Source organism: Mycobacterium sp., from assembly GCF_032159565.1.
Lineage (GTDB): Bacteria > Actinomycetota > Actinomycetes > Mycobacteriales > Mycobacteriaceae > Mycobacterium.
This window is the reverse complement of sequence record NZ_JAVHWR010000131.1, coordinates 1-20,001: the sequence shown is the minus strand read 5'-3', so window position 1 is coordinate 20,001 and position 20,001 is coordinate 1. Positions and strand designations below refer to the sequence as shown.

Sequence of the window (20,001 nt, the reverse complement as noted above, 5' to 3'; positions counted from 1 at the left end):
CGGACAAGGAGATCACCGCCATCCTGTCCCACGAGCGCGCCCACCTGAGGGCCCGTCATGACCTGGTTCTGGAGATGTTCACCGCGGTGCACGCCGCGTTCCCCCGCTTCGTCCGAAGCGCCAACGCGCTGGATGCCGTGCGGCTTCTCATCGAGCTGCTCGCCGACGACGCCGCAGTGCGTGCGGCCGGCCCCACTCCCCTGGCCCGGGCGCTGGTCGCCTGCGCGGCGGGCCGAACCCCAGCGGGCGCTCTGGCGGCGGGCGGGCCGACGACCGTGCTGCGGGTGCGCCGTCTCGGCGGTCGCGGCAACAGCATCGCCGCGGCCATCGGCGCGTATCTCGCCGCCGTGGCTGTGCTCGTCACGCCCACTGTCGCGCTGGCAGTGCCGTGGTTGACCGAACTTCACCGACTGTTCATCGCCTAGGCGGCAGTTCGCCAAAAACCTTGTGCTACAACAAAACAACGAAAGGCCTCGTCTGTGAGCTCGTCTGAATCCACCAATGGCACCGCTCAGATCGGCGTTACCGGCCTTGCCGTCATGGGGTCCAACATCGCGAGGAACTTCGCCGATCACGGCTACACCGTCGCACTGCACAACCGTTCTGTGGCCAAGACCGACGCACTGCTGGACGAGCACGGCTCCGAAGGCACGTTTGTGCGTGCCGAGACCATGGCCGAGTTCGCGGCTGCACTGCAGAAGCCGCGGCGCGCCTTGATCATGGTCAAGGCGGGCGACCCGACCGATGCCGTCATCAACGAACTCGCCGAGGTCTTCGAAGAGGGCGACATCATCATCGACGGCGGAAACGCGTTGTACACCGACACCATTCGCCGGGAGAAGGCGATGCGGGAACGCGGCCTGCACTTCGTCGGTGCAGGCATCTCCGGCGGCGAGGAGGGCGCCCTGAAGGGCCCGTCGATCATGCCGGGCGGCCCTGCGGAGTCGTACAAGACGTTGGGCCCATTGCTCGAGGAGATCTCCGCGCACGTCGACGACGTGCCTTGCTGCACCCACATCGGGCCCGACGGCGCGGGCCACTTCGTGAAGATGGTGCACAACGGCATCGAGTACTCCGACATGCAACTCATCGGCGAGGCCTACCAGCTTCTGCGCGACGGCCTTGGCCTGGAGGCGGGCCAGATCGCCGACGTGTTCGGCGAATGGAACAAGGGCGATCTCGACAGCTTCCTGATCGAGATCACCGCCGAGGTGCTGCGGCAGACCGACGCCAGGACCGGCAAGCCGCTCGTCGACGTCATCCTCGACGAGGCCGAGCAGAAGGGCACCGGCCGCTGGACGGTCAAGTCCGCCCTCGACCTGGGCGTGCCCGTCACCGGCATCGCCGAGGCGGTGTTCGCACGTGCGCTGTCCGGATCGGTGACCCAGCGCAAGGCCACCACCGGACTGGCATCAGGCGCCCTCGGCGAAAAACCCGGCGATGCAAGGCAGTTCATCGACGACGTCAGCAAGGCGCTCTACGCTTCGAAGATCATCGCCTACGCCCAGGGCTTCAACCAGATCCAGGCGGGCAGCGCCGAGTACGACTGGGGCATCACGCCCGGCGACATGGCCACCATCTGGCGCGGCGGCTGCATCATCCGCGCCAAGTTCCTCAACCGGATCAAGGAGGCCTTCGACGACGAGCCGGATCTGGCGACGCTGATCGTCGCGCCGTACTTCCGCGACGCCATCGAATCCGCGATCGACAGCTGGCGCCGCGTCGTCGTCACCGCCACGCAGCTGGGCATCCCGATCCCCGGCTTCTCCTCCGCGCTGTCCTACTACGACGCCCTGCGCACCGAGCGGCTTCCCGCCGCGCTCACCCAGGGGCTGCGGGACTTCTTCGGCGCGCACACCTACGGACGCATCGACGCCGATGACGACAAGCGCTTCCACACGCTCTGGAGCGGGGACCGAAGCGAAGTGCCTGCTTAACGCCGAGCATGCGAGCAGATCGTGACTTCGCGCCATCGAGCGATCTCTCCGCAGTCTCGGGGGAAAACTAGACTGGTCGGCGATGAGATTCTTGGACGGCGAGAAGCCGGCGTATGACCTGACCTACAACGACGTGTTCATCGTCCCCGGTCGGTCGGATGTGGCGTCCCGGTTCGACGTCGACCTGTCGACTTCGGACGGCTCGGGCACCACCATCCCCGTCGTCGTGGCCAACATGACGGCCGTTGCCGGGCGGCGGATGGCCGAGACGATAGCGCGTCGCGGCGGCATCGTCGTATTGCCGCAAGACCTTCCGATCTCGGCGGTCGAGGAGACGGTGAACTTCGTCAAGAGCCGGGACCTCGTCGTCGACACCCCGGTGACGTTGCTGCCCGACGATTCGGTGTCCGACGCGACAGCCCTCATCCACAAACGCGCGCATGGCGCAGCGGTGGTGGTCTTCGAGGGCAGGCCCGTCGGCCTGGTCACCGAGGCCAACTGCGCCGGAGTCGACCGCTTCGCCCGCGTGCGCGACGTCGCTATCACCGACTTCGTCACCGCACCCGTCGGCACCGAGCCGCGCAAGGTCTTCGACCTGCTCGAACACGCCCCCGTCGACGTCGCGGTGATGACCGACGCGGCGGGCAAGCTGGCCGGTGTGCTGACCCGCACCGGGGCGATCAGGGCCGGCATCTACACGCCTGCCGTCGACGCCCGCGGCCGGCTGCGGATCGCGGCGGCGATCGGCATCAACGGCGATGTGGGCGCCAAAGCCCGTGCGCTCGCCGAGGCCGGGGTCGACGTGCTGGTGGCCGACACCGCGCACGGGCATCAGGTCAAGATGCTGGACGCGATCAAGGCAGTGTCCTCGCTCGATCTGGGTCTACCGCTGGCGGCCGGCAACGTGGTTTCCGCCGAAGGCACCCGCGACCTGATCAGCGCGGGCGCGTCCATCGTCAAGGTCGGTGTCGGACCCGGTGCCATGTGCACCACCAGGATGATGACCGGCGTCGGCCGTCCACAGTTCTCGGCGGTCGTCGAATGCGCCTCGGCGGCAAGCCAACTCGGTGCACACGTGTGGGCGGACGGTGGCGTGCGTCATCCACGCGATGTCGCGCTCGCGCTGGCGGCCGGTGCGTCCAACGTGATGATCGGGTCGTGGTTCGCAGGCACCTACGAGTCGCCCGGTGACCTCATGCGCGACCGCGAGAATCAGCCGTACAAGGAGAGCTACGGGATGGCGTCCAAGCGGGCGGTCGCCGCGCGCACCGCAGGCGACAGCCCGTTCGACCGGGCCCGCAAGGCGTTGTTCGAGGAAGGGATCTCCACGTCGCGGATGGGTGTCGACCCCGCCCGCGGCGGTGTGGAGGATCTGCTCGACCACATCACCTCGGGCGTGCGCAGCACGTGCACCTACGTCGGGGCGCACACGCTCGCCGAACTACACGAGAAGGTTCTGCTCGGTGTCCAGTCGGTGGCCGGGTTCGCCGAGGGCCATCCACTGCCGACGGGCTGGTGACCGAGGCGATCCGGTCCGACCGGCTAACATAGGGCTTTCATCGCCGCCCTCACAGAAAGGCAATCCGTGCCGCAGGCACCCGTTGAGGCCTCGAGCTTCCGGGACGAGGGGCCAGCCCCGGGGATGCCAACAGACATGACCGGAGTCGAACCCGACGCCGAACCCTCCTCTAGTCGGCCGGGCGCATGGTCCGGCGACCATTTGACGAGGACGCGGTGAGCGTCGCCTACACGTTGTTGGCCCTGTTGGCCTTTGTCGTTCTGACTATGGGAACGGCGGTCTTCGTGGCGGCCGAGTTCTCGCTGACCGCGCTGGAACGCAGCACGGTCGACGCGAACGCCCGCACCGGCGGCAGGCGCGATCACATCGTCCAGCGAGCCCACAAGACGCTGTCCTTCCAGCTGTCCGGCGCGCAGGTGGGCATATCGGTGACCACGCTGATCACCGGTTACCTGGCCGAGCCGCTGATCGGCCGGCTGCTGGAGCCCCTCTTCGCGAAGCTGGCGGTGACCGAGAGCGTCGCAGGCGGCCTGGCTCTTGCGCTCTCCCTGCTGATCGCCACGTCGGTGTCGATGGTCTTCGGCGAACTGGTCGCGCAATACCTGGCCGTGGCCAGACCGTTGGAGACGGCGCGCATCGTGGCGGGACCGCAGGTGCTGTTCTCGATGCTGTTCACCCCGGTGATCAAGCTGACGAACGGCACCGCCAACTGGATCCTGCGCCGGCTGGGCATCGAGCCCGCCGAGGAGCTGCGGTCGGCCCGATCGCCGCAGGAGCTCGGGTCACTGGTGCGCAACTCCGCGCGCCGCGGCGCCCTCGACCCGACCACGGCGGCACTGGTGGACCGCTCGCTGCAGTTCGGGTCGCGCACCGCAGAAGAGCTGATGACACCGCGGTCCAAGATCGAGGTGCTGCAGGCCGACGAGAACGTCGCCGACCTGGTCGTGATGGCGATGGAGACCGGCTATTCCCGCTTCCCGATCGTGGAGGGCGACCTGGACGAGACGATCGGTCTTGTGCACGTCAAACAGGTCTTCGAGGTGCCGCGGGATGATCGATCGCGCACCGCGCTGGCGGGCCTGGCCACCCCGGTTCCCGTGGTGCCGTCGACGCTCGACGGGGACGACGTGATGGCGCAGGTGCGGGCGAGTGCGCTGCAGACCGTGCTGGTGGCCGACGAATACGGCGGCACCGCGGGCATGGTGACGATGGAAGACCTGATCGAGGAAATCGTCGGCGACGTCCGTGATGAGCACGACGACGTCACACCCGATGTGTTGCGCATGAGCCGCGACAGCTGGCGGGTATCGGGCCTCTTGCGCATCGACGAGGTGGCCCAGAACGGCGGATTCCGCGCCCCCGAAGGCGAATACGAGACCATCGGCGGCCTGGTGATGCAGGAGCTCGGCCACATCCCCAAGCCGGGTGAGGCGGTCGAGCTGACGGCGTTCGACCCCGACGGCCCGATCGATGACCCGGTGCGCTGGCTGGCAACGGTCGTGCGGATGGACGGCAGGCGCATCGACCTGCTCGAGCTGACCAGGCTTGGCCGCATCAGCGAGTCGCACGACGAGGACGATGAACGCTGATGGGCGATTTCTTCGGCGTGTTGCTCACCGTCGCACTGCTCGCGGCGAACGCCTTCTTCGTCGGGGCGGAGTTCGCGCTGATCTCGGCGCGCCGTGACCGCCTCGAAGCCCTCGCCGAACAGGGCAAGCGCCGCGCGGTCACGGTGATCCGGGCGGGCCAGAACCTGTCGGTGATGCTGGCGGGCGCCCAACTCGGCATCACGATCTGCTCGATCCTGCTCGGCCGGGTCGGTGAGCCCGCGGTCGCTCACCTGCTCGAGAAGCCGTTCGACCTTTTCGGCGTGCCGGAGGCCCTGCTGCACACCGTGTCATTCGTCATCGCAATCACGGTGGTCGTGGTGCTCCATGTGCTGCTCGGTGAGATGGTGCCGAAGAACATCGCGATCGCTGGACCCGAATCGGCGGCCATGCTGCTCGTTCCGCCGTACCTGGCCTGGGTTCGGCTGGCGCGACCCGTCATCGCGGTGTACGACTGGTGTGCGCACATGACGCTTCGTGCGATGGGCATCAGGGCGAAACCCGAACTGGAGAACACGGTTTCGACGGTCGAGTTGTCCGAGATGATCGCCGAGTCGCTGTCCGAGGGGCTGCTCGACCCGGAGGAGCACAACCGATTGTCGCGTGCACTGCAGATCCGCACTCGCGCCGTCTCCGACGTGGCCATACCGCTGAGCGAGGTGCACGCGGTACCGGCGGCGGCCGCCGACACCGGCCCCGCCGTCGACGCGATCCAACAGGCGCTGCAGGACAGTGGTTACTCCCGGTTTCCGGTGACCGGCAGCGGTGGGCGCTACATCGGCTACATCCACATCAAGGACGTGCTGAATCTGGTGAACGACGCCGACGCGGTCGTCGATCTGTCGATGGTCCGGCCGCTGCCCCAAGTGCCCGCGTCCTCGCCGCTGCCCGACGCGCTGTCGCGGCTGCGCCGCAGCAACAGTCACCTCGCCCTGGTCACCGCCGACGACGGCAGCGTGACGGCGATGGTGGCACTCGAGGATCTGGTCGAGGACCTCGTCGGCGCGATGCGGCATCGGACCCACGGTGGCTGACACGCTGCTGACCGAGTCCGACTGGACGACGCGCGACCGCGCCTACCGTCGCCGGGTCGAGGAGTTCCTCGCGCCTCATCAGACGCGCGCGCAGGTTGGTGAGCCACATCCGGTGTGGGATTTCCTCTTTCGCTACTACAGCCTGCGGCCGCGCCGGCTCCGCGTCTGGCATCCCGGCTTCGGCGCCGTGCTCGGCGGACGGACCACCCCCGCGGCGCGCCACTATGTGAACCGCACCGGTTACGGAACCCATCCCGCGGGCGTGACGGTTACCGGCCAATACCTGCGGTCCCGCGTCGACACCGTGCAGTTCATCGCCAACCTGTTGCGCGCGACGGACACTCGCTCGCCCCGCATGAACTGCTTCGGAATGCACGAGTGGGCGATGGTGTACAGGGCGCCGGCGGTAAGACACGAACGTGTGCCGCTGCGGCTCGGTGCGGACGGCACCGATGCGGTCGTCGAGTCGATGCCGCTGCGCTGCACCCACTTCGACGCGTTCCGGTTCTTCACCGAGCCTGCGGCTGCACTCAACGCGGGCACCCCGTCACGCGAAGGCCAATCGGGCTGGGAGCAGCCCGGCTGCGTGCACGCCAACATGGATTTGTACAAGTGGGCTTTCAAACTCAGTCCGCTCGTCGAGTCAGGTCTGGTGATGGACTGCCTGGAGCTGGCCGCTGACGCCCGCGTGCTCGACATGAGGGCGAGCCCCTATGATCTGCGCGACTACGGTTTCGAGCCCATCGCCGTCGAAACGCCTGCCGGTCGGGCCGCCTACGCCCGCGCACAGCAGGACATCGCAGGCAGGGCGGCGCCTCTGCGGACCAGGATCGCCGATCGCTGCGACGAATTGCTGGCGGCGGCCGTAGCCGCGGTTGGCAATTAGCCCTGCTACCCGCGGGTAAACTGGACCGACGGCAGTGCGCCACGCGGCGCTGTGCAGCCGAGGGAGGAAAATATGACTGATCGCGTGACGGTAGGGAACCTGCGTATCGCCCAGACGTTGTACGACTTCATCAACAACGAGGCGCTACCAGGCACCGACATCGATCCCGACACCTTCTGGTCGGGAGTCGACAAGGTCGTCGCCGATCTGACCCCGAAGAACCAGGAACTGCTGGCTCACCGGGACGAACTGCAGGCGCAAATAGACAAGTGGCACCGCCACCGGGTCATCGAGCCTCTCGACCCAGAGGCCTACAAGCAGTTCCTCACCGAGATCGGCTATCTGCAGCCCGAGCCTGACGACTTCACCATCACCACGTCCGGCGTCGACGACGAGATCACCACCATGGCGGGCCCGCAGCTGGTGGTGCCCGTCCTCAACGCGCGGTTCGCGCTCAATGCCGCCAATGCGCGGTGGGGTTCGCTGTACGACGCGCTGTACGGCACCGACGTCATTCCGGAGGACGACGGGGCGGAGCCGGCGGCCGGATCCGGCGGCGAATATAACCCAGTGCGCGGGGACAAGGTCATCGCCTACGCCAGGAACTTCCTGGACGAGGCGGTGCCACTGGAGTCGGGGTCCTGGGCAGATGCGACAGGACTGAGCCTCGACGACGGGGTGCTGCAGGTGGGTACCGCCGACGGATCGGTTGGCCTGGCGAGTCCGGAGAAGTTCGTCGGCTACACCGGCGAACTCGGCTCCCCCGACTGGTCGGTGCTGCTGGTCAACAACGGCCTGCACATCGAGATTTTGATCGACCCGGAGTCACCCGTCGGCTCGACCGACAAGGCCGGCATCAAGGACGTGGTGCTGGAGTCCGCGATCACCACGATCCAGGACTTCGAGGACTCGGTGGCCGCCGTCGACGCCGAGGACAAGGTGCTCGGCTACCGCAACTGGCTCGGGCTGAACAGGGGCGATCTCGCCGAGGACGTCACAAAGGGCGACAAGACGTTCACCCGCGTACTGAACGAGGACCGGACTTTTCAGACACCCGACGGCGGCGAGCTCACGCTGCCCGGGCGCAGCCTGCTGTTCGTGCGCAACGTCGGACACCTGATGACCAACGACGCGATTGTCGACGCCGACGGCAACGAAGTGCCCGAGGGCATCCAGGATGCGTTGTTCACCAGCCTGATCGCGAGTCACGGCCTCAAGGCGGGCGACGGCAACGGGCCGTTGGTCAACAGTCGCACCGGGTCGATCTACATCGTGAAGCCGAAGATGCACGGACCCGACGAGGTGGCGTTCACCTCCGAGCTGTTCGCCAGGGTTGAGGACGTGCTCGGGCTGCCGCCGACCACCATCAAGGTCGGCATCATGGACGAGGAGCGCCGCACCACCCTCAACCTGAAGGCGTGCATCAAGGCAGCCGCCGATCGGGTTGTCTTCATCAACACCGGATTCCTCGACCGCACCGGCGACGAGATCCACACCTCGATGGAGGCCGGCCCGATGATCCGCAAGGGCGCGATGAAGAGCACCGCGTGGATCAAGGCCTACGAGGACGCCAACGTCGACACGGGTCTGGCAACCGGCCTCTCCGGCAGGGCCCAGATCGGTAAGGGCATGTGGGCGATGACCGAGCTGATGGCCGACATGGTCGAGCAGAAGATCGGTCAGCCGAAGGCAGGCGCCACCACGGCATGGGTGCCGTCACCGACCGCTGCCACGCTGCACGCCATGCACTACCACCAGGTGGACGTGTTCGAGGTGCAGAGGGAGCTCGAGGGAAAGACCCGCACCACCATCGACGAGCTGCTCACCATTCCGTTGGCCAAGGAGCTGGCCTGGGCGCCGGAGGAGATCCGCGAAGAGGTCGACAACAACTGCCAATCGATTCTTGGCTACGTGGTGCGCTGGATCGACGCAGGTGTCGGCTGCTCCAAGGTGCCCGACATTCACGACGTCGCGCTGATGGAGGACCGTGCCACGCTGCGTATTTCCAGCCAGCTGCTCACCAACTGGCTGCGGCACGGCGTCATCACCGCCGATGACGTGAAGGCCAGCCTGCGCAGGATGGCCGCCGTGGTGGACAAGCAGAACGAGGCCGATCCGGAGTTCCGGCCGATGGCGCCCGACCCCGACGCCAGCATTGCCTTCCAGGCCGCGCAGGAGCTGATTCTGTCCGGGGCGCAGCAGCCCAACGGCTACACCGAGCCGATCCTGCACCGGCGCAGGCGCGAGTTCAAAGCGGCGAATCCCAGCAACGCCGGCTGACCGGCAAGTTTCGGAATGTGGATAGACTTCGGCGAGGCAGCTGAGCTGCCAGCAATGATCAGCGAACGGAGAGGACGCAGGCGCAGGCGTGGGTAGGCACAGCATTCCCGACCCCGAGGAGTCCTCAGGCGGTCCCCCCGAGGGCGCAGCCGATGCGACCGAATCGTTCGAACAGCAGCAGGTCGCGCCCTACGACCACCCGGGTTACCAGCCGAGCCCTCCGCAGCCCGACTATCCGCGCTACGGCGACCCGACGTATGACGAACCGGGTTACGGCGAGCCCGCCTATCCGCAGCCCGGCTACGGCGAACCCCCGGTCCAGCAGCCCGGGTTCGAAACCGATTACGAAGCGGATTACGACGACGGTTACGAGTCCGACTATCCCGAGTCCGAGTACACCGACGTACCCGATTACTTGCAGGCCGGCTATCGCGAACCCGAACCCGCCGAGCGAGAGTTCGGCCGTCCCGCAGATGAGGCGCCGTCATACGTTGCGGGCACGCCACCCCCCAAGGCTCCTCCGCGTTCCCAGCACTCGGGTGAGTGGGAAGGCGGCGAATGGACCGGCAGCCACCGCGCGATCCAGCCGGGCCGCCGAGGTGTCAGCTGGGGCGTCATCGGCGCACTGGTCGCGGTCGTCGTCGTGGTGGCCGCCTTCATCCTGTGGCGCTTCTTCGGTGACGCGTTGTCGGACCGGTCCAGTATCGCCTCCGCCCGATGCGTCGACGGCCAGAAAGCCGTGGCCGTCATCGCCGATCCGTCCATCGCCGACGAAATCTCCACGCTGGCCAAGAAGTTCAACGAAACAGCCAATCCGGTCGGTGACAGCTGCGTCGAGATGGACGTCAAGGCGGCGGACTCCGATCAGGTGGTGAACGGCTTCGTCGGTACCTGGCCTGCCGAGCTCGGCGAACGTCCGGCGCTGTGGATTCCCGGCAGTTCGATCTCCCAGGCCCGCCTTGAGGCGGTGGCAGGCGAGGAAACCGTCGACGACAGCCGCTCGCTGGTCAGCTCACCCGTCGTGCTGGCCATCCGTCCTCAGCTCAAGAGTGCGCTCGCGCAGCAGAACTGGGGTACCTTGCCTGGTCTGCAGAGCAACCCCACCTCATTGAACGGCTTGAATCTGCCCGGCTGGGGTTCGTTGCGTCTCGCGCTGCCGCTGAGCGGAGACAGTGACGCGTCCTACCTCGCGGCCGAGGCTGTCGCTGCGGCGTCCGCACCGGCCGGAGCCCCGCCGAGCGCAGGCACCGGCGCGGTCAACACCCTGATGTCGGGCCAGCCCAAGCTCGGCGACAACAAAGCGTCGACCGCGATGGACGCGCTGCTGAAGGCGAACGATCCCGCCGCGGCGCCGGTGCACGCCGTCGTCACCACCGAGCAGCAGCTGTATCAACGCGGCACCTCGCTGTCGGACGCGAAGAACGTTGTGGCCTCCTGGATTCCGCCGGGCCCGACCGCGACGGCCGACTATCCGGCGGTGCTTCTCAAGGGCACGTGGCTGTCACAGGAACAGGTGACCGCCGCCAGTGAGTTCTCCCGCTACCTCCGCAAGCCCGAACAACTCGCCGAGCTGGCCAAGTTGGGCTTCCGCACCGACGGCGGCGAGCCGCCGAAGAGCGACGTCACGAACTTCGCCCCGATCCCGGCTCCCCTGTCGGTCGGCGACTCGACCATGCGGGCCACCCTGGCCAACGCGCTGACCACACCGGCGGACAACCCGGCCGTCACGATCATGCTCGACCAGTCGATGAGCGCGCAGGAGGGCGGCAAGACCCGGCTCGCCAACGTGGTCGCGGCGCTGAACGCGCAGTTGCAGACGATGCCGCCCACGTCGGCGGTCGGACTGTGGACGTTCGACGGTGTCGAGGGGCGTTCCGAAGTCCCGACGGGCCCGCTGTCCGACCCTGTCGGGGGTAGGCCGCGCTCGGCCGCACTGACCGCGACACTGGACGGGCAAACCGCATCGAGCGGCGGGGCGGTGTCGTTCACGACGCTGCGGATGATCTACGACGATGCACTCGCGAAGTTCCGTCAGGGGCAGACGAATTCGCTTCTCGTGATCACGGCGGGCCCACATTCCGATCAAAGCCTCGACAGCAGCGGCCTGCAGGACTACGTGCGCCGGACCTTCGATCCCGCACGGCCGGTCGCGATCAACGTGATCGACTTCGGGGGTGACCCGGACCGCGCGGCGTGGGAGGCGGTCGCCCAGATCAGCGGTGGCGGCTACCAGAACCTGTCGACATCGGCGTCGCCGGATCTGTCTTCGGCGGTCGCCACGTTCCTCGGCTAGCGCGCCGGCGCAGCTCAAAAGGTAAGGGGCCCGCCGGGTCCCGCGTCAGTCACCTGCGACGGGGTATCAACCGCCGCTCGACGCGCCGCTCGAGGCGCCACCGCTCGGCCCCAGAACGGCCGGACCGACCAGGGAGCCCAGCTGGCCCAGCAGGTCACCGGGATTGGGCGGGGGCGGCGGTGCGGCGTCGGTCTTCTGCCACTCCTGGCATTGGCTGGTCTTGAACGTCGTATCGCCCGGCGCGATCTCCACCGTCTGCGGTTTCTTGGTCATGGCATTGGCGACGGTGCCGTCGTTGTTGGACCGCTTCCAATAGCAAGCGCTGCCCTCGACCGGACCGGCTGACTGGTACACGCCGGGCAGGATCTCGGTTCCGACCGCATAGGTGCCGTCGCCGAAACTGGTCAACGGCCCTGGCGCCGGGGCCCCCTCCTCCCCGTGCGGCGCAGGCGGCGGTGGCGCCGGCTCGGGATCGGCGTACGCCACGGACGTCGACGCGGACCAGCCGACGACGAGCAGTGCGGCCGCGACCGCGATTCGGGACATCAGGCGAATGCCTCCACTGGTGGACATGAACACATCAGGTTCCTATCACCATACGCGCCGTCGATGCGCCTAACCGGCGGCCACACCTTGGGCCGGAAGGTCTTACCCAGCGGATATGCCGCCTGTTGACGGCTGTAGGGGTGTGACCAGTCGTCGACGAGCAGGCTCTCCGCGGTGTGTGGCGCCCCGCGCAGCGGGTTGTCGTCGGCTGGCCAGGCGCCCGCGCCGACGAGGTCGATCTCGGCGCGAATGGCGATCATGGCCTCACAGAACGCATCGACTTCGGTGAGGCTTTCGCTTTCCGTCGGCTCGACCATCAGCGTGCCCGCCACCGGGAAGCTCATCGTCGGCGCATGGAAGCCGAAGTCTGCCAACCGTTTCGCGACGTCGTCGACCGTGACGCCCGTCGACTTCGTGATTCCGCGCAGGTCGAGGATGCACTCGTGGGCGACCATGCCGTTCTCGCCGGTGTAGAGAACCGGGTAGTACTCGTCGAGGCGGCGGGCGATGTAGTTCGCCGAAGCGATCGCGGTCAGCGATGCTGCGCGCAGCCCGTCCGCGCCCATCATCCGGATGTAGGCCCAGGTGATCGGCAGGATCGACGCCGACCCGTACGGCGCCGACGACACCGTGTGCTTCTCGGGAAGTTCGCCGGCCAGCGGATGACCGGGCAGATACGGCTGCAGGTGTGCCCGGACCGCGACCGGCCCGACACCGGGACCGCCGCCGCCGTGCGGAATGCAGAACGTCTTGTGCAGGTTCAGGTGGCTTACGTCGCCGCCGAACCTCCCGGGCCGGGCAAGCCCGACCAACGCGTTGAGGTTGGCACCGTCGACGTACACCTGGCCGCCGACGTCGTGCACCGCCGCGCAGATGTCGGCGATGTCGTGCTCGTACACGCCGTGAGTGGACGGATAGGTGATCATCAAGGCGGACAATCGATCCGCGTGCTCACTGACCTTTGCGCGCAGATCGTCGAGGTCGACGTCGCCGTTGCCGCGGCAGGCCACCACCACGACCCGCATGCCCGCAAGCGCCGCCGACGCCGCATTCGTGCCGTGGGCGCTCGACGGGATCAGACACACATCGCGGTCCCGCTCGCCACGCTCGGCGTGATAGGCCTGGATCGCCAGCAGACCCGCATATTCGCCCTGTGAGCCCGCGTTGGGCTGCAGCGACACCGCGTCATAACCGGTCAGATCCGCCAGCCACGTCTCCAGGTCCGCGATCAGCTTGCGCAGACCCGGTGCGTCGGAGGTCGGCGCGAACGGATGCTGGCGGGCGAACTCGGGCCAGCTGATCGGCTCCATCTCCGCTGCCGCATTCAGTTTCATGGTGCACGAGCCGAGCGGAATCATGCTGCGGTCCAACGCGATGTCTTTGTCGGCCAGCGACCGCAGATACCGCATCATCTCGGTTTCGGTGCGGTACCGGGTGAATGCGGGATGGGTCAGGAACTCCGATGTCCTTGTCGCGATGTCGCGCCCGGCGAAGTCGGTTCCCCTCGCCGCTGTCTTTGTGGATGTCACGGCCGTGGCCGCCCCAAACGCCGCGAGCACGCCGTCGACGTGTTCGGGCGTGGTGGCCTCGTCACAGGACACGGAGATGTGGTCCTCGTCGACCATCCAGACGTTGACGCCGCGCGACTTGGCCTCGTCGCGAACCTGTGTGGCACGTCCGGACACCTTCGTCAGCACAGTGTCGAAGAAGCGGTCGTGCACCACCTCGACGCCTGCCGCCGACAGCCCAGCCGCCAGGGTGCGGGCACGGTCGTGCACCCGCCGGGCGATGCCGGTCAGCCCCTCGGCGCCGTGATAGCTCGCGTACATCGCGGCGATCACCGCCAGCAGCACCTGCGCGGTGCAGATGTTGCTGGTGGCCTTGTCGCGGCGAATGTGCTGTTCGCGGGTCTGCAGGGAGAGCCGGTAGGCCGGTGAGCCGTCTGCGTCCACCGAGACCCCGACAAGTCGGCCCGGCAGTTGCCGCGCATGCTTGGCGTGCACGGCCAGATAGCCGGCGTGCGGTCCGCCGAAACCCATTGGCACACCGAAGCGTTGGGTGCTGCCGAACGCCACGTCGGCACCGATCTCACCCGGCGGGGTGATCAGCGTCAGCGCGAGCAGGTCGGCCCCGATCGCCACCAGCGCGCCGCGCTCGTGGGCCTGGCTCACCAGATCGGTCCAGTCGACCACCTGGCCACCGGCGCCAGGCAGTTGGGTGATTACCCCGAAGAACTCGCCGTCGGGCAGGCCGTCGCGCAGGTCGGCGGTGACGATCTCGATGCCGAGCGGCTCGGCCCTGGTGGCCAGCACGGCGGCGGTCTGCTTGTACAGATCGCTGTCGACGGCCAGCCGGTTCGACGTGCCGCGCACTGCGCGGTGCATCAGGGTCATCGCCTCAGCGGCGGCGGTGCCCTCGTCGAGCATCGATGCGTTGGCCACCTCGAGGCCGGTGAGGTCGGCGACCATGGTCTGGAAGTTCAGCAGTGCCTCCAGCCTGCCCTGGCTGATTTCCGGCTGATAAGGCGTGTACGCCGTGTACCAGGCCGGGTTCTCGAGGATGTTTCGCCGCAGCACCGGCGGAGTCAGCGTGTCGTAATAACCCTGGCCGATCATCGAGACAGCGACGGTGTTGGCGTCGGCGAGTGCGCGCAACTCGGCCAGCGCCTGCTCTTCACTCGCGGCCTGAGGGAGGTGGTCGAGGCCGGGCGCGATGCCAACGGCGGACAACGCGTCGAGAATGCCTGCGGGAAGCGCCTTGTCGGCGAGTTCGTCGAGCGAGCCCACACCGATGGTCTTGAGCATGGTGGCGACGGCATCGGCGTCCGGCCCGATGTGCCGGTCCGCGAAACTCGGTAGATCGTGGGAGAACATCCATCTCCTCAACGCTTGGGGCAGGAAACCCGCTAGGTTTCCCCTCCCTCAGTCGTCGACCCGGACACGGGCGCTCCAGAGGCATCGGGGCCCTGCGCGGTCCGGGTGCCTGAGAGGTTGACGGAGAGGTGTTGCTCCTTCGGCGTCCGTGACTGGCGATCACGGAACTCTCCCGCGTAAGGGCGATGCGCAGCCGATTCTACCGACACTCGGTCGGAGCGGCACGTGGCCGGGTTCAGCCGATCTTGCGGTCGCGGTGCTTGCGCCGGTGAGCCAACTCGTCCTCCGGCGCACTGATCGACTCGCCGCCGTCGGCCCGCTCGCCGGGGAAATCGGCGATGGCGCCGGTCAGCTCCCGCATCGCGCCGGAGACTGCAATGCCGAACACACCCTGACCGCCCTGCAGCAGGTCGACCACTTCCTCCGCCGACGTGCACTCATAGACGGTGGTCCCGTCGGAGAACAGCGTGATGTTGGCCAGATCGCGAACACCGCGCTGGCGCAGGTGGTCGACGGCGACGCGAATGTTGTGCAGCGAGATGCCGGTGTCCAGCAGTCGCTTGACGATCTTGAGGACAAGGATGTCTTTGAACGAATACAGCCGTTGGCTGCCGGATCCGGCGGCGCTGCGGATCGACGGCACGACCAGTGAGGTCCTGGCCCAGTAATCGAGCTGTCGGTAGGTGATGCCCGCGATCTGGCAGGCGCTCGGCCCGCGATAGCCAACTAGCTCGTCGGGCACCGAGTCATCGGGAAACAGGCCGGCCTGTACGGGTTCGCTGGGGACCGGTGCTGACGGCTGGGATGCACCATCGTTCGACGAAAGGTCCAGCTGCTCTTGACGTGGCGTGTCTTCCACTCTCGAATCCTCTCACCGATCGAACTCGCGTCTGTGACCTGCACCGCGGCACGTTTGCCCAAGCTCGAATGTGTCGAGCATACGCTCCCCGACGAACCCTGACTGCCCGTCGCGGCCATCAAAGTATGGCTGCCCCCATCACCGTTCTGGGAAACCCGCGCCGCGTGTCGAGCCCGAAAGCGCCAGTTGAGACGCATCCGTGATGTTCGTACGGCTCAGGTGGCCTTGAAGTCGTCCGGCGACACGCTGTCGAGGAACTCCTTGAACTTCTCGACCTCGTCCTCGCGCACCGCGCCTGTGGCCTCGTCGTCGTTCTCGTCGGGGATCAGCAGTCCCGCCTCGGCGAGCACCGCCTCCTCGACGTAGATCGGCACGCCGACCCGCAGCGCGATGGCCACCGAGTCGGACGGCCTCGCCGACACCTTGATGTCGCGATCGAAGATCAGATCGGCGTAGAAGGTGCCCTCCTGGAGGTCGACGATGCGTACCTCTTTGAGCGAATGACCAAGCGCCGCAATGAGATCTCGGATCAGGTCGTGGGTCAGCGGGCGGGCAGGTTCGACGCCCTGCTGCTCGAGAGCGATCGCCGCCGCCTCCGACTGGCCGATCCAGATCGGCAGATAGCGGTCACCATTGGACTCGCGCAGCAGCAACACCGGCTGGTTCTGGGGCTGCTCCACGCGAATGCCGACCACACGAACCTCACCCATCTGTGTCTGCCCTCCGCACCGCTGAAGCCAATGCGACAAGTCTAATCCTCACCTGTCGAGTACGTCGCGCACGGCCGACTTGATCAACGACGTGTGCAACGTGATCGCCAGCGCGGCCACCTCGCGGGCCAGATCGTCGGCGCGATCCCGCGCACCCGCCTTGCCCGCCTTGACCACCGGCCCTGCGATCTGAGCGATCAGATCGGACTGCCGGTCGGCCGCCGACCGGAACGCCCTCAGATGACGAGGCTCGACCCCGTAGTCGGCGAGCGCACGCGCGCACTGGGCGATGACCACGGAATGCTCGTCGAAGAATCCGGCCGCTCCCGTGGTGATCACACCCTCCTTGATCAAGGCGGTCAGGACGGTGTCGTCCACACCCGAACGCGCAAGCAGGTCTTCGCGGCTCATCCGCACCTGCGTCGGCGCCACGGCCGCGTCGATTGCGGCAGGCTCGCTGGGCACAGGCACCAAACGCGGTACGCCGTAGGGGGATCCGGTGTGGGGTAGTTCACCGTCGGGCTGAGCGTCCAGCTGGGCCTTGATGACTTTCAGCGGCAGGTACTGGTCGCGCTGCGCGGTCAGGACGAAGCGCAGCCGGGCACAGTCGTAGGCGGTGAACCGCCGATAGCCAGACGCCGACCGCTGCGGCGTGACCAGTCCCTCGGCCTCCAGAAAACGGATCTTGGAGATGGTCACGTCCGGGAAGTCGGGTCGCAGCGAATCGAGTACCGCTCCGATCGACATCCCGGTCAGCGGAGATTGGACGCCAGGCTGTGTCATCTTCTCTTCGCGCGAGCGCTCATCGTTAGGCGCCCGGACCGCTGTCGTCGTTGGTCTTGGGTCCGGTGAGGAACACCAGGCGGAACTTGCCGATCTGGACCTCGTCGCCGTTGGCCAGCACCGCCGAGTCGACCGGCTCCCTGTTGACGTAGGTGCCATTGAGGCTGCCCACATCAACGACCTGGAACTCACTGTTCTCCAGCCGGAACTCCGCGTGGCGACGACTCACGGTGACGTCGTCGAGGAAGATGTCGCTGTCGGGATGTCGCCCGGCGGACGTGGTCGGCTGGTCGAGCAGGAAGCGTGATCCTGCGTTGGGGCCGCGCTTGACGACAAGCAACGCCGATCCGACCGGCAGGCCCTCGACCCCTGAGACCGCCCCCTCGGACCCCGCCGATGCCGGGGCGTCCAGTTCGTTGAGGAAGTCGGCGCGGAATACAGATGTCGTCTCCACGGTCAACTCGTCAGACGTCTGGTCAGGCCCAGAATTCTGATCCTTGTCCGTCACCCGCTGCTCCTCACTGGCTGCTGTGGCGATATCTGGCCGGGCCCGCTGTGGGTCCCCTGTCCATCTGTCATTCGTTTCACGTCGACCGTACCGCGCTGCGGTCGACGTTGGGTCCACCCCCGCCGGATCAACGTGAAGACCTCTGGGCGTCAGACGCTGGCAACCCTAACAAGATCTCATTCGGTCACCAGCGCCTGGTAGGCGTCCGCGTCGAGCAGGTCGTCGAGCTGTCCCGCCAGCGTCTCGGCGTCGGCCTGCAACTCGACGAGCCAGCCCGCGCCGTAGGGATCGGAATTGACCAGCTGGGGGCTGGTCTCCAGATCGCCGTTGACGGCAACGACTTTCGCGGTCACGGGTGCATAGAGGTCGGACACCGACTTCGTCGACTCCACCTCGCCGAACGACTCCCCCGCGGTCACGTCGGCGCCGATGTCGGGCAGCTGGACGAACACCACATCGCCGAGGGACGACTGGGCGAAATCGGTGATGCCGACCCTTACGGTGTCGTCATCGATGCGCTGCACCCACTCGTGTTCGGATGTGTAGTACAAGTCGGGCGGGATTTCGCTCACTGCGCTCCTCTTTGCGGGTCGGGCTCACTTCACGGGCTGAGCGTATTGGCGGGCTTTCGGTTGCCGCAAGGCGGTCACATCGACCCGGTCGGATTGTTGTACCACCATCGTCCCGCCCACTCGTTCGACACTGTCCATCGCCCCGCCGGGAATGTTCATCGCGGCCGCGAGTGTCGGCGGATCCCCAATGGCCACAACGGTATACGGCGGGTTGAGGGTTTGGCCGTCGATCGCCAGCGCGCCAGGCCGGCCGACCACCCAGGTATCCACCCCGACCCGGACGGAGATCTTCGGGTCGCCCGCTCCGCCCTGGACCTCCATCGCCTCGGCGCCGGAGTTCCGCAGCTCGTTGACCACATCGAGCATGGTTTCCGGCGCCACCCCCGGGGCGGCGTCCTCGATGGTCAGCGTGACCCCCGGACCGGTCGCAGGCACGGTGCCGATCAAGATCGAAAGCGCCGCCAGCCGGGCCTGAGCGTTCTCGATCGCGGCCTGATCACTGCTGCCCGACGCCTGCAGCGACGCCAGCGTCCGCTGGAGGTCGGCTACTTCTGTGTTCAGGACGGCCTCCCGCTGCTGCAGGGAATCCAGCAGCACCAGCAGGTCGGCCGGACGTGCGGTCTCCAGCGAGTCGCCGGACTCGTTCTGCCGCACCTGGGTGACGATCGCCACCCCGAGCAGCACGCACAGCAGTGCGCCAAGCGCCCCGAACACCAGCTGCGACCGCCCGCGACGCATCACACCCTGGACTCCCGCGGGCTGAAGGTCGCCGATCCGCTGCACGGGTTCGTCGGGCGGCAGTTCGTGTCGGCCCGCGTGTTCGGGTTCGTGTGCGCCCGCGCTGTCGGGGGTGTCGCCGCTCATGCCTCTGCTCCCGCTCGCTCCGGTCCTTGCTGCGCTGCGATCCTCACTCGCGCTCGCCTTCGGATGCTCATGCGTCAGGCGCCGAAGAGTCTGCGGCGCAAGGCCGCCGCGTTGCCGAAGATGCGGATGCCGAGAACGACGATGATCGCGGTCGACAGTTGTGTGCCGACGCCGAGCTGGTCGCCGACATAGACGATGAGCGCGGCGACAAGGACGTTGAACACGAACGACACCACGAAGACCTTGGAGTCGAAGATCCGCTCCAGGTATGCCCGCAGCCCGCCGAACACCGCGTCGAGCGCGGCGACCACCGCAATCGGCAGATAAGGTTCTACGAAATCGGGCACGCTGGGATGGAAGACCAGGCCGAGGACGATGCCGATGACAAGTGCGGCGATTCCGATCATCTGTCTCCGATTTCCTTGGCGAAGTTGACATCTCGCACCGAACCCGCGGGCACGGTCACGTTGTCGGTTGCGCTGACGGTGACGACTACGCCATAGCTGGCCTCCAACAGGCGAAGCCGTTGCAGGCCGGGGCTGCGGTCGAAGATGTCCCCCATGCCGTGCGGTGGGCCGACCGCCAGAATCACGTAGGGGCTGCTGATCGGTTGATTGTCGACCAGGATGCCCCCGCCCGCCTGCCGGACGGTCACGTTGGGTCCGATTCGCACGCCGCCTACCGAGATCGCTTCGGCGCCGCTGACCCACAGCGAGTTGACCACCAGTTG

The 20,001-nt window shown here is 67.2% G+C and carries 18 protein-coding genes and 1 riboswitch; of the genes, 8 read left to right on the top strand and 10 right to left on the bottom strand.

All coding sequences use genetic code 11. The features are described 5' to 3' along the window. From QOC76_RS17340 to QOC76_RS17305, 8 genes are all read left to right on the top strand, one after another. A partial coding sequence (locus QOC76_RS17340; protein WP_526358531.1) for a M56 family metallopeptidase occupies positions 1–425 on the top strand: 425 nt, incomplete at its 5' end. A 54-nt stretch (positions 426–479) separates the two neighbouring features. Beyond that, complete coding sequence (gnd, locus tag QOC76_RS17335) at positions 480–1,937, top strand: NADP-dependent phosphogluconate dehydrogenase (protein ID WP_526358529.1); 1,458 nt, start codon at positions 480–482, stop codon at positions 1,935–1,937. 82 nt (positions 1,938–2,019) lie between these two features. Further along, positions 2,020–3,456, top strand: a complete 1,437-nt coding sequence (locus QOC76_RS17330; protein ID WP_526358527.1) for a GuaB1 family IMP dehydrogenase-related protein — start codon at positions 2,020–2,022, stop codon at positions 3,454–3,456. Between the two features lie 215 nt (positions 3,457–3,671). After that, a complete protein-coding gene (locus tag QOC76_RS17325) occupies positions 3,672–5,045 on the top strand; it encodes a CNNM domain-containing protein (protein WP_526358525.1) in 1,374 nt (457 codons plus the stop codon). Beyond that, positions 5,045–6,097, top strand: coding sequence for a CBS domain-containing protein (locus QOC76_RS17320; protein WP_526358523.1), 1,053 nt, complete (start codon positions 5,045–5,047; stop codon positions 6,095–6,097). The genes QOC76_RS17325 and QOC76_RS17320 overlap by 1 nt, the downstream gene beginning before the upstream one ends. After that, on the top strand, positions 6,090–6,983 hold the full coding sequence (locus QOC76_RS17315) for a 3-methyladenine DNA glycosylase (RefSeq protein WP_526358521.1): 894 nt from the start codon (positions 6,090–6,092) through the stop codon (positions 6,981–6,983). Before QOC76_RS17320 ends, QOC76_RS17315 begins: the two co-directional genes overlap by 8 nt. A 72-nt stretch (positions 6,984–7,055) precedes the next feature. After that, positions 7,056–9,263: a malate synthase G gene (locus QOC76_RS17310; protein ID WP_526358519.1), complete on the top strand. Its 2,208-nt coding sequence runs from the start codon at positions 7,056–7,058 to the stop codon at positions 9,261–9,263. Positions 9,264–9,351: 88 nt separating this feature from the next. After that, positions 9,352–11,556, top strand: coding sequence for a substrate-binding domain-containing protein (locus QOC76_RS17305; RefSeq protein ID WP_526358517.1), 2,205 nt, complete (start codon positions 9,352–9,354; stop codon positions 11,554–11,556). Positions 11,557–11,622: 66 nt separating this feature from the next. Here the strand turns inward: QOC76_RS17305 and QOC76_RS17300 are convergent, their stop codons facing one another. The 10 genes from QOC76_RS17300 to QOC76_RS17255 form a co-directional block, all read right to left on the bottom strand. Next, a complete protein-coding gene (locus tag QOC76_RS17300) occupies positions 11,623–12,129 on the bottom strand; it encodes an Rv1352/Rv1906c domain-containing protein (RefSeq protein WP_526358515.1) in 507 nt (168 codons plus the stop codon). Next, entirely contained in the window at positions 12,102–14,975 is a 2,874-nt protein-coding gene (gene gcvP / locus QOC76_RS17295; protein ID WP_526358513.1) for an aminomethyl-transferring glycine dehydrogenase, read from the bottom strand. The genes QOC76_RS17300 and gcvP overlap by 28 nt, the downstream gene beginning before the upstream one ends. A gap of 87 nt (positions 14,976–15,062) precedes the next feature. Continuing rightward, positions 15,063–15,160: riboswitch (glycine riboswitch) on the bottom strand. A 50-nt stretch (positions 15,161–15,210) separates the two neighbouring features. Beyond that, complete coding sequence (locus QOC76_RS17290; RefSeq protein ID WP_526358511.1) at positions 15,211–15,834, bottom strand: MerR family transcriptional regulator; 624 nt, start codon at positions 15,832–15,834, stop codon at positions 15,211–15,213. Between the two features lie 215 nt (positions 15,835–16,049). After that, a complete protein-coding gene (locus tag QOC76_RS17285) occupies positions 16,050–16,544 on the bottom strand; it encodes a bifunctional nuclease family protein (RefSeq protein WP_105346197.1) in 495 nt (164 codons plus the stop codon). A 48-nt stretch (positions 16,545–16,592) separates the two neighbouring features. Then, positions 16,593–17,327 carry a transcriptional regulator FtsR gene (ftsR, locus tag QOC76_RS17280; RefSeq protein ID WP_526358509.1) on the bottom strand — a complete coding sequence of 245 codons (735 nt, stop codon included), beginning with the start codon at positions 17,325–17,327 and terminating at the stop codon, positions 16,593–16,595. 25 nt (positions 17,328–17,352) lie between these two features. Further along, positions 17,353–17,835 (bottom strand): glycogen accumulation regulator GarA, encoded by a 483-nt coding sequence (garA, locus tag QOC76_RS17275; protein WP_526358506.1) that lies wholly within the window; start codon positions 17,833–17,835, stop codon positions 17,353–17,355. Positions 17,836–18,011: 176 nt separating this feature from the next. Further along, positions 18,012–18,407: a glycine cleavage system protein GcvH gene (gene gcvH, locus QOC76_RS17270; protein ID WP_526358504.1), complete on the bottom strand. Its 396-nt coding sequence runs from the start codon at positions 18,405–18,407 to the stop codon at positions 18,012–18,014. A 24-nt stretch (positions 18,408–18,431) separates the two neighbouring features. Further along, positions 18,432–19,271 carry a DUF881 domain-containing protein gene (locus QOC76_RS17265; RefSeq protein ID WP_526358502.1) on the bottom strand — a complete coding sequence of 280 codons (840 nt, stop codon included), beginning with the start codon at positions 19,269–19,271 and terminating at the stop codon, positions 18,432–18,434. A 74-nt stretch (positions 19,272–19,345) separates the two neighbouring features. Next, positions 19,346–19,678, bottom strand: coding sequence for a small basic family protein (locus QOC76_RS17260; RefSeq protein ID WP_526358500.1), 333 nt, complete (start codon positions 19,676–19,678; stop codon positions 19,346–19,348). Then, positions 19,675–20,001: DUF881 domain-containing protein (locus QOC76_RS17255; RefSeq protein WP_526358498.1), on the bottom strand; the 327-nt coding region annotated here is incomplete at its 5' end. The genes QOC76_RS17255 and QOC76_RS17260, both read right to left, overlap by 4 nt.

What these genes read in the sequence shown, in the direction of transcription:
- QOC76_RS17310 (WP_526358519.1), top strand. Translation starts at nt 7,056, where the DNA reads ATGACTGATCGCGTGACGGTAGGGAACCTGCGTATCGCCCAGACGTTG.
- QOC76_RS17330 (WP_526358527.1), top strand. Translation starts at nt 2,020, where the DNA reads ATGAGATTCTTGGACGGCGAGAAGCCGGCGTATGACCTGACCTACAAC.
- QOC76_RS17265 (WP_526358502.1), bottom strand. Translation starts at nt 19,271, where the DNA reads ATGAGCGGCGACACCCCCGACAGCGCGGGCGCACACGAACCCGAACAC.
- QOC76_RS17300 (WP_526358515.1), bottom strand. Translation starts at nt 12,129, where the DNA reads ATGTCCACCAGTGGAGGCATTCGCCTGATGTCCCGAATCGCGGTCGCG.
- QOC76_RS17285 (WP_105346197.1), bottom strand. Translation starts at nt 16,544, where the DNA reads ATGGGTGAGGTTCGTGTGGTCGGCATTCGCGTGGAGCAGCCCCAGAAC.
- QOC76_RS17320 (WP_526358523.1), top strand. Translation starts at nt 5,045, where the DNA reads ATGGGCGATTTCTTCGGCGTGTTGCTCACCGTCGCACTGCTCGCGGCG.
- QOC76_RS17260 (WP_526358500.1), bottom strand. Translation starts at nt 19,678, where the DNA reads ATGATCGGAATCGCCGCACTTGTCATCGGCATCGTCCTCGGCCTGGTC.
- gcvP (WP_526358513.1), bottom strand. Translation starts at nt 14,975, where the DNA reads ATGTTCTCCCACGATCTACCGAGTTTCGCGGACCGGCACATCGGGCCG.
- ftsR (WP_526358509.1), bottom strand. Translation starts at nt 17,327, where the DNA reads ATGACACAGCCTGGCGTCCAATCTCCGCTGACCGGGATGTCGATCGGA.